Genomic DNA, 15054 nt, shown 5'->3' with positions numbered 1-15054 from the left:
ACCAAGCCAACGGCAAGATCAACACGGCCGCCGACACACCTCTGGCGGCATAGAGGTTGACTCAGGAAACTCACGCCTCCTCCTTTCCGACCTTCGGCAGCACGGACAGGGTCTCCAGCAGGGCCTTGGCCGGCCGGCAGGCCGGTTCGCCGAGCGCCTCCGCCTCGGACAGCAACTGGTGCCAGTCGCGGTCGAGATGCCGGGCGAACTCCCGCTGACGGGCGGTCAGCACGGGCAGCCGTCCGGGCCGCTGGTCGACGCCGTCGGCGCCGTCGACGGAGAGGGCGGCGAGTTCGCGTGCCTCGGTGAGGAGTTCGGTGACCTTGCGGGCGTACGCCATGTGGTTGCGCCACTCGATCTTCCGTACGCCCAGCTTCATCGCGAGCTGATCCAACACGGCCCTGACCTCCTGCTCACCGCGCGGCAGCGCCAGTATGTCCTCGGTGCCGGGGCCCGGCGGGGACGCGTGGCCGGCCGCCTCCCGGAGCAGCGCCAGCATGTGGTCCGAGCGGAACAGCGCGCGGTGCAGCTTCTCACCGTCCTGGAAGGTGAAGTGGTGCGTGATCTGCGCGAAGTCGTCCAGCTCGGCCGCCAGCCGGGCCCACCGGCCGCGGGTGTCGGTCAGCTTCTCCTGGCGCGCCGCCCACTCCCTGGCGTCCCGCAGCGGCAGCGGAGCCGGCTCCGCGTGGAAGCAGGCACGGGCCGCGGCGCCGAGGCGCGCCCACGCCGGGGGCAGGTCACGGCCCTCGCCGTCCAGCAGGATCTCGCAGACGTCCGCGCCGGTGCCCCCGCCCTGCAGCAGCATCTCGGCGACCGCGCCGACCAGGGCGACCGTGCGGTGCTCGGCCGGAGCGGTGTCGAGTTCGACGGCGCTCGCGTAGAGCTGGTAGCCGAGCGGGCCGTGCTCCACGGGTACGGCGACGGCGGCCAGGTCCACGGACATCCCGCCCGGGCCGCCGAGCACCGGGGCCAGCAGGTACGCCTCCATGAAGGCGCCGCGCGCCCAGGCGTCGTGCAGCAGCCAGCGCGCCCACGCCCGCCGCTCCTCGCCGCCGTCCGTGCCGCCCAGCAGCAGCGCGGCGGACTCGCGGCGCAGGAGCTCAGCGGGCTCGGCCTTGGCGCGGCGGTTGGCGAGCACGGTCCACGGGTCGTCGTGCACGGGGGCGGCGTCCAGCGCGGGCAGCGGCGGCAGGTAGGCCGGAAGCTCCGCGTCGTCGTCGCCGTACCAGTCGGGGATGCCCAGCTCCCGGGCGAACTCGGCGGCGAACGCGGTGCCGACGATGTGCAGGCCCAGCTCGCTCGGGGCGGGACCGCGCGCCGGGTTCACCGCCTGGCTGCCCAGCGGATGGTGGCTGCCGACGACCACCTCGTGGTCACTGAGCACCGCCCGCGCCCGGGCCTTGGTGCTGCGCAGGGTCCGCTCGCGAGCCAGCCGCTTCTGCAGCTGGCCGTACCGCCCGTCGGCCTGGTGGGGGCTCTTGCCGACCGGCGGGTGCTGGAGGTGCACCACCACGCCCTTGTCGCGCAGTTCGGTGAGCCGCTGCGCGAGCTGGTCCCCGCACGCGTCGGGCTCGGCCCGGTCGTCGAGGACGGCGAGCCGTTCGGTGGCGCGGGAGACGAGGCGCTGCGCCAGGTCGACGTACATGCCGCCCCAGACCGTCCGCACGACCGGCGCACCCCGGTGGAGCTCGTCGACGGCCGTGGCCAGCTGTTGCAGCACCCGGCCCCAGGCGGCCGACCAGCGCGTGCGGTACGCGGCGACGTCGTGGTCCCAGTTCTCGTCCAGGAGCGGAAGGTCGACGCGGTGCCGCCCGCGGTCCGGGACCGGTTCGCCGGAACCCTCCCGGCGCCCGAAGTCCGCGGGTGCCAGCGCGATCTCGCGGGCCTTCTGCCAGTACGGGTAGGTCCGGCGGGCCCAGCTCAGCAGCTCGGTCACGCACTCGGGCGGGGTGTCGCCACAGTCGGCGGGCTCGATGAGGATGCCGGAGCCGGTGTCGCCCGACAGGACGCCGCGCGATCCGACGTACGCGGACCGGTCGTCGCTCACGACCACCGAGGCGGCGCAGCAGCTGCTGCGGTCCTCCAGCAGGACGTGGCCGGGAAAGCGGGCCTGGAGGTCGAACAGGGCCGTGGCCACCCGGTCCTCGAGCTTCGCGTACGGGTTGCCGCCCCAGAGGAAGACCAGGGTGACACCGCGTTTGGCGGCCAGTTCGAGTGAGGGCAGGACCGGGTGCAGGGCGTCGTACGTGATCTCCGGAAGCGCCAGGACCACCTGGCGGGCGGCGCTCTCGATCAGGTGGGAGACCACCCAGCCCACGCCCGCCCCGGCGGCCACACCGCCGGCCGAGCAGCGGCCCCGGCCGGCCTCGTCCAGCTCCTCCAGAACCTGTATCGCCGCGAGGCTCAACTCGTCGTGCAGGCCCGGCACCCGCGCGTCGGGGGCGGTCCTCAGCTCACCGGCCAGCCGCTCCAGGTCCAGCATCAGCGCGCGCAGGCTCTCGGGCCGGCTCCCCTCAAGGACCTGACGATGCGTCAGCAACTTGGAGAATCTGCTGTCCGGACGGTTGCGCACCAGCTCCGTGACACGGGACCGGAACAGCTCCAGGGCCCGTCTGCCCCAGCCGGGCGGGGGCGTGACGGGTACCGCCGTGACCAGACCGGTCGCCGGGTCCCGCTTGACGACGGTCTCCACCGTGCGCCAGCGCACCGCCTGCGCCGGGCTGAGCACCGGATTGGCGAAGGACACGTTCAGCACCCGGCCGCGGCCGTCGTTCCTCTGGTCGTCGTCGACGGCCTGCCGCACGGCGCGCACGAGCTCCGTCTGCGGCAGGTCGTCCTCCGAGATGCCCTGCGCGAGGGGCATCTCCAGGGCGCCGTGGGGCACCCGTTCGCGGCCCTGCTTGTACGGGAGGATGGTCGCGGTCACCGGGTCGAACAGGAACATGTTCTGCCGCACGGTGGTGGCCAGCGCCGGATGGCCCTCCTGGCCGCCGATGATCGCGTCCGCCGCCTGGGTGCTCTCCAGCGCGTGCGTGGCGAAGTCCACGGCGAGGAACCCCCTGCCCCACAGGCCGTGCACCACGTCCAGCATCAGCCGGTGCGGCAGGGCGAACAGCTCACCCAGCTCCTTGACCGTCCGGCGGCCGCCGACCACCGCCTCCAGGACGAGGGCCTCCAGGGTCGAGGCCCCGGAATCGGCGCCGAACTCGACCCGGAGGGTGATCACCCGGCAGGGAACGGCGATCAGCGTGGTCTCGGTCATGGCGCCAGTCCCGTCGTCGCGCTGTCCACGGTCGAATCAGCCGCACCGTCCGCGTCGGCGTCCGGCGTCGCGGAGGCCTGTGCGGGGATCGTCGGCGAGGCATCCGGCGCCCCGGAGGCCTGGGCGGGGATCCCCGACACCGTGCTCCCGCCCCCGGCGATCTCCCCGGTCGACGCGTCGACGATGCGTCCCACCTCGCGGAAGACCTGGATGACGGTCTGCCAGTCCGCGCCGCCGTGTCGCTCGAAGTGCGCCATGTTCCCGACGACCACGAGCAGGCTCCGGGCGCGCGACAGCATCACGTTGACCACGTCGGGCTGGGCCGTGTGGCCCACGTTCTGCCGGAAGTCCGGTCCCCGGTCGCTGCTGCGGACGAGCGAGAGGACCACCGTCTTCGCCTCGCCTCCCTGGAACGAGTGGACGGTGTGCACCCGTCCCTCCAGAAATCCCCTGCTGAGCTCCTTCACCTGGCGGCGGTACGGAGTCAGCACCGTCAGTTCGCTCGGGTCCTTCCGGTCCGCCAGGCCCATCTTGCGGACCAGGTCCTCGATGAGGTCGATCTCGCCGGGGTTCCACCAGTAGCCGACATCGCCGCAGTCGTCGGAGCGGGAGGTGTCGAGCCACACCAGCGGCGCGTCCTCCAGGTACTCCGGCTTCGTGCGACGGTGGATCTGGAGGATCTCTTCGTCGGTCTTCAGGAACGTACGGGACTCCGGGTCCACCGACGTGTCCACGGGCTCGGAGGCGTCCGCCTCGACGGCCGGATAGAACGCCGTGGCGAACGGAAGCGAGATGTCCCGGTGCATCCGGAACTGCATGTCCAGGACGTCGACGGGATGCTTCCCTTCGGCGGCCAGCCCCGGTAGGTGCCCGTCGAAGAAGCGCCGGAACAGCTGCACGAACTCCAGGTAGCTCTCCCGCTGTTCGTAGTGCAGGCGCACCCGTTCGTGCTGGTTGGAGGCCAGGCCGTCCAGGAAGGACGCCACGTCCTGAGCCCGGTGCGGTCCGAGCTGCAGATAGTCGCCGATGAGGGTCCAGCGCACACCCAGCGCCAGCGGGATGATGATCTCGGTGGGCCATGCCTTGGCGGCCTCCTCGATGATCACCCAGTCGAACATGTCGGACGGGTCGCGGATCTCGTCGGTGAGCGTGCCCGCGATCGAGCAGGTGGCGAGCACGATGTCGGCGCCCGACTTGATGCGCTCGGTCAGCTCCACCATGTTGGCGCGGGCGAGCCTGGACCACCGGCGCATCAGGTCCTCCTCGCCGGCACGTGCCCCCTCCCAGCCCTCCTCGACCCGCTGCTCGATGTGCCTGACCAGGTCCTCCGCGAGGGGTTCCGCGGTCAGCCGCCGCAGGGCGGGCGGCAGATCGTGCCGGTCCCTCCCCTTCGACAGCTCCCTCAGCACCAGGATGGACCGGTCCTCGATCTTCGGCGCCAGCTCCTCGATGATCTTGCCGGCCAGCTGGTCCAGGGCGTCGTTCGACTGCGCGCTCACCAGCACCCTGGCCCCGTACTCGCCGCCGAGGTACTTCCGCAGGGCCCTGGCCACCAGGGTGCTCTTGCCGGTGCCGGGCGGCCCCTGGAGGGCGTAGAAGGGGTGCAGCTTCAGCATGTCGGCGATGATGGCGTCCGCTCTGCCGCGGAGCTTCTTCTGTTTCTTCGCAGGGCCGGTGACCGGTTCCGGAGCGCGCCCGCCGCGCAGGGCGATGGACCGCGGCGCGGACAGCGTGCGGGCCAGGCCGGGCTTGTGGGCGAGCGAGTCGTAGCCCCGGGCCTCGCGCTGCAGCTGGATCTCGGTGCCACGATCGTCGTACGGGCGCAGCCAGCCGATCTCGGGCAGGTCCCGGTGACCGGCCGGCGCCTCGACGACGAAGGAGTCGGAGTCCAGCCGCTCCTTGATCCGCACCTTGACGCTGTGCCCGCCGTAGTAGGGGCCGGCGAAATTACCGCTGCCGTTGCCGCTGTTGCGGTCCTCCACGACGACGAGCTGAGCGAACTCGTCCTCGGCGAGGATCTGGTCCGCGAAGTCGCCGAGCGGGGGCCGGTGCCGGCGGCCGGTCGCGGCGTACGCGGTGAGCAGGGGGTCGCCGTGCAGCCAGCGCCGGTCCCGGTCCTTGTCCTGCGTCAGGATGATCCGGCCGCTGTTGTCGTCCACCAGCTTGTACGGGTAGCTGCGGCCCTTCAGCTCGATGGCCCGGTACTCGAGCATGAACGAGAAGCTCCGCAGCATCTTCTGGATCCCGGCGTCCTGCAGTACGCGTTCGGTGGTGACCGAGTCGGTCAGCTCCAACCAGGAAGGCCGGTCCCGGCGTTCGTCGGCGAGCGACTTGCCGAGATAGAACGGGACCAGGTCGAAGTCGCCGATCCGGCGCCGCGGCGACGCCGACAGCAGATCGCCCGCGTACCGCTTGTCCGCCAAGTACTTGATGACGAGGGTGTCCTTGTGGGTGGCGACGCGGCGGCGCATCACCGACTCCTCGTACAGGTAGGCGCAGAACCACACCGCCTGGGCGCCGATGAGCACCCACTCCGCCTCGGCGAGGGACCTGCGGTCGCCGTCCCTGGCGTAACCCTCCGCACCGCCCGGGCAGTGCACCAACTGGGCCTGCTTGAGCTCGTCCGCCAGGAACTCCTTCAGCTCCTGGCACCCCTCGGGGGTGTCCGTGCGATGGTCGGTCCAGCCCCGGGTCTCATGGATCGTGCCGACTGACTGCTCGGGCATGAAGGCCACCAGCCGGGGCCTGGGCTTCTGGCCCTCGGTCTCGGCCGCCGGTTCCAGGGCGAGGGTGATGGCCGACCGGTGGCGCTCCAGTGCCGCGGCCGCCTCGAAGGACGAGCTGCGGCCGCTGGGCGACGGGTCGAGCATCTCCAGCAGCGCCGTGCGCAGCGGGCGGGGGAGTCGGGTGTCGATGTTGAGTTCCCGGCGCATCGCCGAGTGCAGCCGGACCAGGGCGTCGGGGAGCTCGTCGGGGCCGGCCCGGTCGACCGCCGCGCACTCCTCGGGCAGCCGGTCCGTCAGCGAGTCCAGGAAGAGCTCCCAGCCCAGCACGCCAAGACCGAACACATCGGTACTGCCGTGGTCGAGGCGGCGCGACCGGACGTCGCCGAAGACCGAGGGGTACGTCTCCGGTGCGATGTACGCCAGGTGCTGGGCCGGGCTGATGCCCGCCGGCGGGGTGTGGAAGAGGGCCCGCATGGCCTCCTCGTACTTCTCCCGGTCCTGGGGCCCGTTGACCACGTGCAGCAGGTTGTTGAGGAGGGCGCTCAGCTCGAACCGGGCCAGCGAGAGCGTCGCCTGGGTCGCCTTCCCCGGCACCTGGGTCATCCGGATCGCGGCCAGGGTCAGGTTCCGGTGCACGATCCGGGTGCCGTGCAGCTGGCTGAGGGCGTCGACCAGCAGGCTGAACTGCTCGAACGCCACGACCGGGAACGTGGTGGCCCACTCCCGTACGTCGGACCAGCCCTCCTCCGGGAGCGGCCGGCCGACCTGTCGGGTCATGATGAACGCGACCTTGTGCGTCTGGTCGAACCTGCCGTCCTCGATGACCGGCAGCGCGGGATGCCCGAGCATCCGCAGCCGCAGCAGGTTGCGGACCTCGTGCTCCCACAACTCGCCGACCACGCCGTCGATCTGGAGGAAGAGCGACACCTCCCGGTCGCGCTGAAGGCCGGGGTGGCTCAGCACGAACCGGACCAGCCTGCCCTTGATGACCTCCTCGACGTCGCCGACGATCTTGTACGGAACGTCGCCTTCGGGGGCGTGCACCGCCCTCTCGCCGGTGAACAGTTTCTCCAGCACATCCCTGATCTCCTCCGGCCCGAGATCGTCATGCATGCGTGTCCTCCGTCCCCGCGTCGTCTGCCCCCGACGCGACGGCTTCGATGGCGAGTACGACGATCCCGTCGTCGGTGGTGACGGCCGTCCGTCCGCCGGACAGGACCGTCAGGTGAAGTCCCCGGGCGCCCAGCTGGACGCGGTGCACGAGCTCCCGGGAACCGGACGGCCCGCCGCGCCACACCGCCACGACCCCCTCCCGCCCGAGGCTGGCCCACAGCGTCCCGTCCTGCCCGGTCTCCAGCGCCTCCCAGCCCATGACGCGGCCGCCGTGCCAGGCACGGACGACGGAGGGCGCGATGTCTCCGCCCGGACCGTCCGCCCGGAGCGCGTCGTCCGCCGGGAGCGAGTCGTGCGGTGTCCGGTCCGTGAGGTCCTCGCCGTCCGCCGCCCGCAGGACGCGGACGGCGGGCGGCGCGGAACCGGCCGGCGCACCGCCACCGGACTCCCGCACCACCAGGACCTCCGTGCCGTCCGCCGTCATGTGCCGCTGTACGCCGGTGACATGGGCCCACCGCGTGGTGCCGACGGCATCGGCGGCGGGTCCGGGCAGCCACAGGTGGACGAGCGGATCGCGCCCGGCCGCCGTCGCCAGCACGGCTCCGCCGTCCGGACCACGCAGCACGACCGTCGCCCTGGCCCTGGGCACTCCGCCGGCGTCCGGTCCCGCGGGTCCGCCGTCCGGGCCCAGTACGCGTACGGTGCCGTCGCCGTCGCCGACGACCAGCGCGTCGCCCTCCGGGCCCGGCAGTACGGCCAGCACGGGCGCGTGCACGTGTTCCGCGCCTTGCTGTTCCGCGCCCCGCTGTTCCGCGTCCCGCTGTTCCGCGCCCCGCTGTTCGGTGTCCTGCTGTTCCGCGCCCCGCGCGTGCCGGTCGGTCGCGGCCATCAGGAGGGCCCGGCCGTCGGACTCGGTCACCTGCCAGAACTCCACCGGGCCCTCCTCGGCGCCGGTGGCCAGCCGGACCGCGCCCTCGGAGTCCTTGACCGCGGCGAGCGCCGACAGCGTCCGACGGGTGGCCAGGGTGGTCAGCTGTACGGGCCCGGCGGCGCTCACGTCCCACAGGACCAGCTCTCCCGACCGGTGGGCCACCGCCAGCCACTGCCGTCCGGCGGCCGAGGTCAGCGGCACCAGCCCCACCACGTCACCGCCCGCGAGGGCGGGGGCGGTCCGGACGCACGGCCCGTCCGGGCCGACGAGCGCGAGGTATCCGGCCTCGCCGCCGAGCGCGAACCTGCCTGTCCCGTCGGGCAGCGCGGCCGCGACCCGGACGACCTCGGCGGTCGTGGCGGTCGTGGCGGTCGTGGCAGTCATGGCGGTCGTGGGGCACTCGCCTGCGGTGTCCCACAGTTCGAGCGTGCGGTCGTCATGGGCGGCGAGCAGCAGGCCGGGGCCGCCGTCCCCGGTCTCGTCACCCGCCGCGGCCAGGGCGCTGACCGGTCGGGCACAGCCGCGCAGCAGCAGCGCGGGGTGGTGCGCGTGCCACGGCTCCCACACCGCCACCGTGCCGTCGAGCGCGCCGGTCACCAGCCACGGGGCCGACGTGTGGGCGGTCAGCGCCGACACCTCCCCGTCGGTGCCGTCGAGCTTCAGATGCGGGGGCATGGTCCGCAGCCGCCCCCAGCACACCTCCCAGGTCGCCCCGGCACCGGCCGGATGCAGCCGGCCGGCCGCGCGTAATCCGCCCAGCTGGCGCAGTCCCGCCCGGTCGGCGGGCCCGGACCGCGAGATCAGGTGGGCGGACGCGACCGTGCCCAGCACCTCGATCGGGAGGTCGGCCGGCGTGGCGCCGGCGTCGCGGCGGCCGGGCGCCAGGGCCTGGGCGCTGAGCCCGGCCACCGGGAGCCGGTCGAGGACGGCGGGCCGGGCGGCGAGTTCCGCCCAGCCGGGGGCCCCGCAGTCGGCCGCGTACTGGGCGAGCCGCGTCTCGAGGTGCGGGCTGATCGACCGGCCTCCGGCACACTGCCCGGCCGCGAGGTCGAGGAGCGCGCCCAGCATCCCCCGGCGCTGCTCGGGGGTGCTGGTGGCCTCCAGGTGTTCGGTGTAGGTGCGGTGTGCCAGCCGGTAGACGCTGCGCCGGTCCTCCCCGTCCAGCAGGACGTACGCCGCCGCCCGGCTGAGGAACAGCGACAGCTCCTCGTCGGCCGGTGGCCGGTCCGATCCGGCGACGCCCGCCGCCGCGTGCGCCCAGATGCCGTCGGCGCGGGGCAGGCCGCGCCCCTGGGACAGCGCCAGGGCCCGTAACAGCGGGTCGGCGGCCGGCAGCCCGTCGGTGATCCGGGCCACGGCGGACCGGAACAGCCCCGTCCGGTCGCTCGCGAGCAGCTGCTCAAGGGCCGATCGCGCGGCGCTGTCGGGGGCGAGCACCCGCGGCCGCTGCTCGATCTCGTGGACGGCGAGGGCCGCCTGGAGGAACTGCCAGTACCCCTCGCGTACATGACCCTCGACGGCGTCGCGCACCGTGCGGACGACCGTCGCCTGCCACGCGTCGTCGCCCACCGGATGCTCGCGCAGTACGCGCCGTACCCCGCGCTCCGTGTACGCGGCGGCGGCGTCCGGATCGGCGGCGAGTTCCAGCACCCGGGCCTGTCCTGTGGCGCTGCCCAGGACGGCCCGCAGGTCGACCCGGCCGCCGGGCTCCTGGTCGCCGTACGGGCGGGTCCGGGTGCCGATGAGCAGCCGTACACCGGCTGTCTCGGTCAACTCCCGCAGGACCGAGGCGACATGGAACGGCTCACGGGCCTCGTCCAGGGCGTCGGCGAGGATGAGGGTGGGCACGCCGCCGACCTGGGCGGTGGCAGCGGCCAGACGGTCGCGCAGCGGAGCGAGCGGGTCGTGGTCAGGGCGGGCCTCCGTGGCGCCGTCCGGTGACCACCGCGGATCCGGCGCGTCCCCGGTGTCCGCCGAGTCCCCGCCGAGGGCCTGTGTGAGCTGCCCTACGACGTCGGCCACGGTGCTCCCGGTGAGGCGCAGGACCGCGCCCACCCGCACACCCGCCGACGCCGCGCCGGCGGCGCCTTCCCGGTACCGCCGCAGGGCCTCGCCGAGCAGGGCGGACTTGCCCATGCCGGGCGGGCCCGTGACGACGAGCACCGGCGGTGCGTCCGCATCGGCGCACCAGTCGGCCACGGCGGTCAGGTCCGCGGTGCGACCGGTGAAGTCCGGGACCAGTTCGAGGAAGCCGGTCTCGTCCGCGGCCTCCGCGTAGTCGGCCCTCGCGGTCGGTTCCTCCTCGAACTCCCGTTGACGCTTGGAGAGTTCGGCGACGGTGACGGCTCCGGCGAGCGGCACCCGGTCCGGCAGCCGCAACGGGAGCTCACGGGAGGTCTCCGCCCCGACGAGTTCGGCCCAGGCGACGGCGCCCTTGAGATGACCCTGCAGATCCCGAAGGGTGAACACCTTGTCCTGCCAGCTCTTTCCCGCGAGGTAGCTCTCCAGGGCGGCCCGGAACGCCCCCAGAAATCCCTGGGCCGCCGACCTGCCCGTGGCGACGAGCAGCAGCGAGCACAGCTCGGGCTTCCCGGAGCCCAGGAACTTCGCGTACACGTCCGCCGCGAAGTCCTTCGAGTTGCACGCCTCGATGACGACCATCGCCCAGTGGCCCTCCTCGGTGTCGCGGCTCTGCTGCTCGGCGTGGACGTGGTACGCGAACAGGTCCGGCGTCACCCGTGCGTCCCGCTTCTTACGCCCCGCGTCGGGCACGAGCAGCGCGGGGCCCGTGTTTCCCGTGACGCCGTGGCCGAACCAGAGCAGCGCCGAGGGCCGGCCCGGCTTGCCCTTCCGCTTCCCGGCCCAGTGGGCCAACGCCTCGTCGGCCTCCGTCAGCGACATCAGGAGCCGCTGTGCCGGGTCCGGGGGCAGTGGCGGGACGGCGTCTCCGCCGAGCCGCCGGAGGACGGCCACGACCCGGTCCGCCTCGGCCGCGGTGTCCGCGTCCGGGTAGCCGACGACCGGACCCACGGCCAGCGCGTGCACGTCGAACGCCTCGGCGACCTCGGTCTCGTCGTCCTCGCGTAACCCGTGGTCCCCACGTACGCCTTCGTCCGCGCGCATCGCGTGGTCCCCGCGCACGCCGTCGTCCGCGCGTCCGCCGTCGTCCAGGGTGCTCGTGCTCGCTGTGCGGCCGTGCGCGGCCCCCGTGCCGCGCGACGGTACGACGAACTCCGCGGTCATCGCGTCAGCCGTGCTGCTCCGGGGCCAGGACGGGTACGAGCCGTCGCATCGGCTCGACTCCGCCGCGGACCTCCACCTCGTACAGCCCCGGCCGATCCGGCAGACAGGTCGCCGCCCACGCGTCCTCCGTGCCGCGCACCGGCTTCAGCGCCGGGTACAGGACGGTGTCGAGCCCGCTGACCTCCCGCACCACGCACTCCAGGTCCGCGCTGTGCGGGGCGTCGCCCACCTCGATGGTGAACGCGGTGTCCGGATCGGCCCACTCGGGGGTGTGGAGCTCGAACTCCCCGGCGCCGAGCATCGAGCCCAGCTCGTCGCGGTGGCGCAGGCCGCTCAGCATGCCGCAGGCCATGTCGATGACGCTCTCGCTGCGGGCGAGGGCACTGTGCTCCTGGTAGACGTCGATGGCGCGGGCGTCGGAGCCCGGCAGGTGCGCGGCGAACCGGTAGACGGTGCCGTCGCCCTTGCGGTCCTCGGTACGGGGGTGGCCGTTCTCGTCGAGGACCGGGCGGTCTCCGTCCCTGCGGATCATGTGCCGTTGGCCCACGGCGGCCCCGGCGTTCAGCCGGTAGCTCTGCCAGGTCCGCTGACCCGTGCCGACCACCATCACGTGCTCGGGCAGCAGGGTGTCGTGCCGGCTCGCCCGCCAGTCCGCACTTGCCTCCGCGAGGTCCCGCCGGCCGCCGAGCGCCACGACGTCGTCGACGTCCGGGGCCCGCATGTCGGTGCCGTACTCACGGCAGCGGTAGCTCGGCAGGAGGTCGTAGAGACCCGGCATGGTCGGGGTGATCTCGCTCAGGACGGAGGGCGGCAGCAGCCCCGGTCCGCCCTTGCCGGCGTTGAGCATCAGGGCGGCGTTGACCGAACCGCCGAACGGCGTGCCCACGGTCATGACCGCCCGCACGTCGTCCTTCAGGCCGCCGTGGTGCAGGACCTCACGGGCGAGCAGACCGCCCATCGAGTGGGCTACGAAGATCACCTTCGCGGGGCCCAGCTCGGGGTGCTCGGCGAGGAAGCGGCGGTGGAGGCCGTGCGCCCGCCAGGCGTCGAGGTGGCGCCGGACCTCCCGGGCGAGCAGGGCGCCGTTGTGCGCCACGGACAGCCGCCAGTCGTACGCGAAGGGGAGGACCGCCGTCCGGTGCAGCGCCGCCTGCCTCAGCTTGGAGACCAGGTCGTTGTACGGCTGTGCCTTGCCGAGTCCCGGGAACCAGTCGGCGACGTTCAGGATCCCCGTCGCCTCGATCCGGCCGGTCTCACCCGCCCGCTCGGCGTCCGTGACGGCCAGCGCGCGCAGTTTGTCGGCGTACATGCGCGTGGAGTACTGGAAGACGCGCCGCACCCCCCATAACGGAGTGTCGTTCTCGACGTCCCGGAGGGCGCTGCCCATGATCCCGGGCACGACGACGACGGCGTCGTGAAGCTGTCGTTCCGGCGTGTGTGAGTTGGTCATGCTCTCGCCCCCCGAGGCCCATCGACCGCTCTGCTTCAACCCAGTTGAGTGGTGATCGGGTCCAGGACGCTAGCACAGTGACGCCCGCCCGACGATGTGATCGGCGGGAGATGCGTAGGCTGAAGTACGTACCGAACAGTTCGGACGGAACAGACAGGAGGCCGAGGTGGCCGAGACGGCGCTGACCGGGACGACGGTCGCCGAGGTGATGGCGGAGCTGGCCGCGCTCGAGGACCCGCGGATGCGCGAGGTCAACGAGCGGCACGGGGACGATCATGGGGTCAACCTGAGCAAGCTGCGGGCGGTGGCGAAGCGGCTGAAGACGCAGCAGGAGCTCGCGCTCGCGCTCTGGGAGACGGGTGACACCGCGGCGCGGCTGCTCGCGCTCCTGATCTGCCGGCCGAAGGCCTTCGGGCGGGACGAGCTGGACACCATGGTGCGTGTGGCGCGGGCGCCCAAGGTGCACGACTGGCTCGTGAACTACGTCGTGAAGAAGAGCCCGCACGCCGAGGAGCTGCGGGTGGCCTGGTTCGCCGATCCGGACGCCGTGGTGGCGAGTGCCGGCTGGGCGCTGACCTCGGAGCGCGTGGTGAAGAAGCCCGAGGACCTCGACCTCGCGGGGCTGCTCGATGTCGTCGAGGCCGAGATGAAGGCCGCCCCGGACCGGCTGCAGTGGTCGATGAACACCTGCCTGGCCCAGATCGGGATCGAGCATCCCGAGCACCGCGCCCGCGCCCTCGACATCGGCGAGCGGCTTGAGGTGCTCAAGGATTACCCGACCCCCCGAGGGTGTACGTCCCCGTACGCGCCCGCCTGGATCGGCGAGATGGTGCGCCGGCAGAACGCCTAGGCACCCGTGCGGTGCCGGAGGGCCGGTTGCCAGGTGGGGACCGGGTCCTCCGGCGGGGCCTCCGTGCGGCGGCCGCCCCGGGCGAAGAAGGCTTCGAGGGGCAGGATCGCCGCGCCCACGGTGACCGCGTCCGGGCCGAGCATGCCCATTTCGATACGGGTCCGTTCCGCCGGGTAGCGCAGCGCGAACGCGGCCGCGTGCGGCTTGACCGTCTCCAGGAAGCGGGCGCCGAGCTGGAGGCCCGCCCAGCCGCCGACGAGGATCCGCTCGGGCTGGAAGAGGTTGATCAGGTCGGCGAAGCCCGCCCCCAGGTACTCGGCGGTCTCCGCCAGGACGGCGAGCGCCGTCGCGTCGGGCTCCGCGTCCGGTCCTTCCGGCGGGTAGGCGGCCGCGAGCATCGAGGTCAGCGCCGTCTCCTCGTCCGCCCCCGCGGGCGGCCTGCCGCCGGCCTCCCGCCAGCGCTCCAGGAGCGCCTCGGCGCCCGCGTACGCCTCCAGGCAGCCCTGGGAACCGCAGCGGCAGCGGCGCCCCCGGACCCGTACCGTCAGATGACCCCACTCGATCGCCCGGCCCGAGCCCATCCCCTCGCCGATCACGCACGCGCCGACACCCGAACCGAAGAGGACGACGACGGCGTCGGCGACACCGCGTCCGGCGCCGAACCACATCTCCGCCTGGCCGAGCGTCTTGGAGCCGTTGTCGATGAGGTACGGCACGCTCTCGGGCACGGCGCCCGTCTCCCGGAGCAGCCTCTCCAGCGGTACGGCGTCCCAGCCGGTGGTCTGGCCGTGCACGACCGCGCCGTCGTCGGGCGTGTGGGCGACGATGCCGGGGACGCCGATGCCGACGCCGAGCAGCCGCTCCGCGGGCACCCCCGCCGCGCGCAGCACCTCGGTGATGCCGTCGCGTACGTGTCCGACGACGATGCCGACCTCGTAACGGCCGTGCGGCCCGGGTCCGCCGGACGAGGCGTGCGGGCCCGGGCTGTCGGACGATGCGTGCGGGCCCGGGCCGTCGGTCGCCAAGGGGCGCTCCACGCGGGCGAGTTCGGTCAGGGCGAGGTCGAACAGCTCGACCCTGACGCGGGTCTCGCCGACGTCGACGCCGATCATGCAGCCGCCGGCCGGGCTGACGCGCAGCAGGGTACGGGGGCGGCCCCCCGCCGAGTCGACGCTGCCGGCCTCCTCCACCAGACCCTCGGCGAGCAGCTCGCCGACCACGTTGCTGACGGAGCCGGAGCTCAGGCCGGTCGCCGGGCCGAGCGTGAGCCGGCTCTGCGGTCCGTCGAAATACAACCGCCGCAGAACCGCGGTGCGGTTCTCCCGCCGCAGGTCACGCACCGTACGGCTGCTCTTCGCTCGCACTCTGCCCCCTGTTCCAGAACTCTCCGATCGCAAGATACCCCTGTCGGGGCCCTTGACGCGACCTTCTCTCGGCATTTAACTCACGTCCTAAATTAAGTCCCACCAGCCCCGAACG

The 15054-nt window shown here is 73.1% G+C and carries 6 protein-coding genes; 1 reads left to right on the top strand and 5 read right to left on the bottom strand.

The window, feature by feature from the left end:
• Positions 1-70 precede the first annotated feature (70 nt).
• The 4 genes from Q5762_RS34830 to Q5762_RS34815 are packed head-to-tail and all read right to left on the bottom strand — an operon-like array spanning position 71 to position 12725.
• On the bottom strand, positions 71-3262 hold the full coding sequence (locus Q5762_RS34830; RefSeq protein WP_315896320.1) for a hypothetical protein: 3192 nt from the start codon (positions 3260-3262) through the stop codon (positions 71-73).
• Positions 3259-7101, bottom strand: a complete 3843-nt coding sequence (locus Q5762_RS34825) for an AAA domain-containing protein (RefSeq protein WP_315896319.1) — start codon at positions 7099-7101, stop codon at positions 3259-3261. Before Q5762_RS34825 ends, Q5762_RS34830 begins: the two co-directional genes overlap by 4 nt.
• Positions 7094-11275, bottom strand: a complete 4182-nt coding sequence (locus Q5762_RS34820; RefSeq protein WP_315896318.1) for an AAA family ATPase — start codon at positions 11273-11275, stop codon at positions 7094-7096. Before Q5762_RS34820 ends, Q5762_RS34825 begins: the two co-directional genes overlap by 8 nt.
• Positions 11276-11279: 4 nt before the next feature.
• Complete coding sequence (locus tag Q5762_RS34815) at positions 11280-12725, bottom strand: alpha/beta fold hydrolase (protein ID WP_315896317.1); 1446 nt, start codon at positions 12723-12725, stop codon at positions 11280-11282.
• Between the two features lie 208 nt (positions 12726-12933).
• Here Q5762_RS34815 and Q5762_RS34810 point away from each other — a divergent pair, with 208 nt between their 5' ends.
• A complete protein-coding gene (locus tag Q5762_RS34810) occupies positions 12934-13575 on the top strand; it encodes a DNA alkylation repair protein (RefSeq protein ID WP_315896323.1) in 642 nt (213 codons plus the stop codon).
• On the opposite strand, the gene Q5762_RS34805 is transcribed toward Q5762_RS34810, so the two are convergent.
• Positions 13572-14939, bottom strand: a complete 1368-nt coding sequence (locus Q5762_RS34805; RefSeq protein WP_315896316.1) for an ROK family transcriptional regulator — start codon at positions 14937-14939, stop codon at positions 13572-13574. The two genes, Q5762_RS34810 and Q5762_RS34805, sit on opposite strands and share 4 nt — an antisense overlap.
• Between the last annotated feature and the right edge of the window lie 115 nt (positions 14940-15054).

Origin of the sequence: Streptomyces sp. P9(2023) (assembly GCF_032436795.1) — a bacterium.
Taxonomy (GTDB): domain Bacteria; phylum Actinomycetota; class Actinomycetes; order Streptomycetales; family Streptomycetaceae; genus Streptomyces.
The sequence above is the reverse complement of the archived record's forward strand: the minus strand, read 5'-3'. Positions and strand labels throughout refer to the sequence as shown.

Bases quoted from the DNA above. Each gene is read 5' to 3' on its own strand.
- Q5762_RS34830 (WP_315896320.1), bottom strand. From the start codon at position 3,262: ATGACCGAGACCACGCTGATCGCCGTTCCCTGCCGGGTGATCACCCTC.
- Q5762_RS34810 (WP_315896323.1), top strand. From the start codon at position 12,934: ATGGCGGAGCTGGCCGCGCTCGAGGACCCGCGGATGCGCGAGGTCAAC.
- Q5762_RS34820 (WP_315896318.1), bottom strand. From the start codon at position 11,275: ATGACCGCGGAGTTCGTCGTACCGTCGCGCGGCACGGGGGCCGCGCAC.
- Q5762_RS34825 (WP_315896319.1), bottom strand. From the start codon at position 7,101: ATGCATGACGATCTCGGGCCGGAGGAGATCAGGGATGTGCTGGAGAAA.
- Q5762_RS34815 (WP_315896317.1), bottom strand. From the start codon at position 12,725: ATGACCAACTCACACACGCCGGAACGACAGCTTCACGACGCCGTCGTC.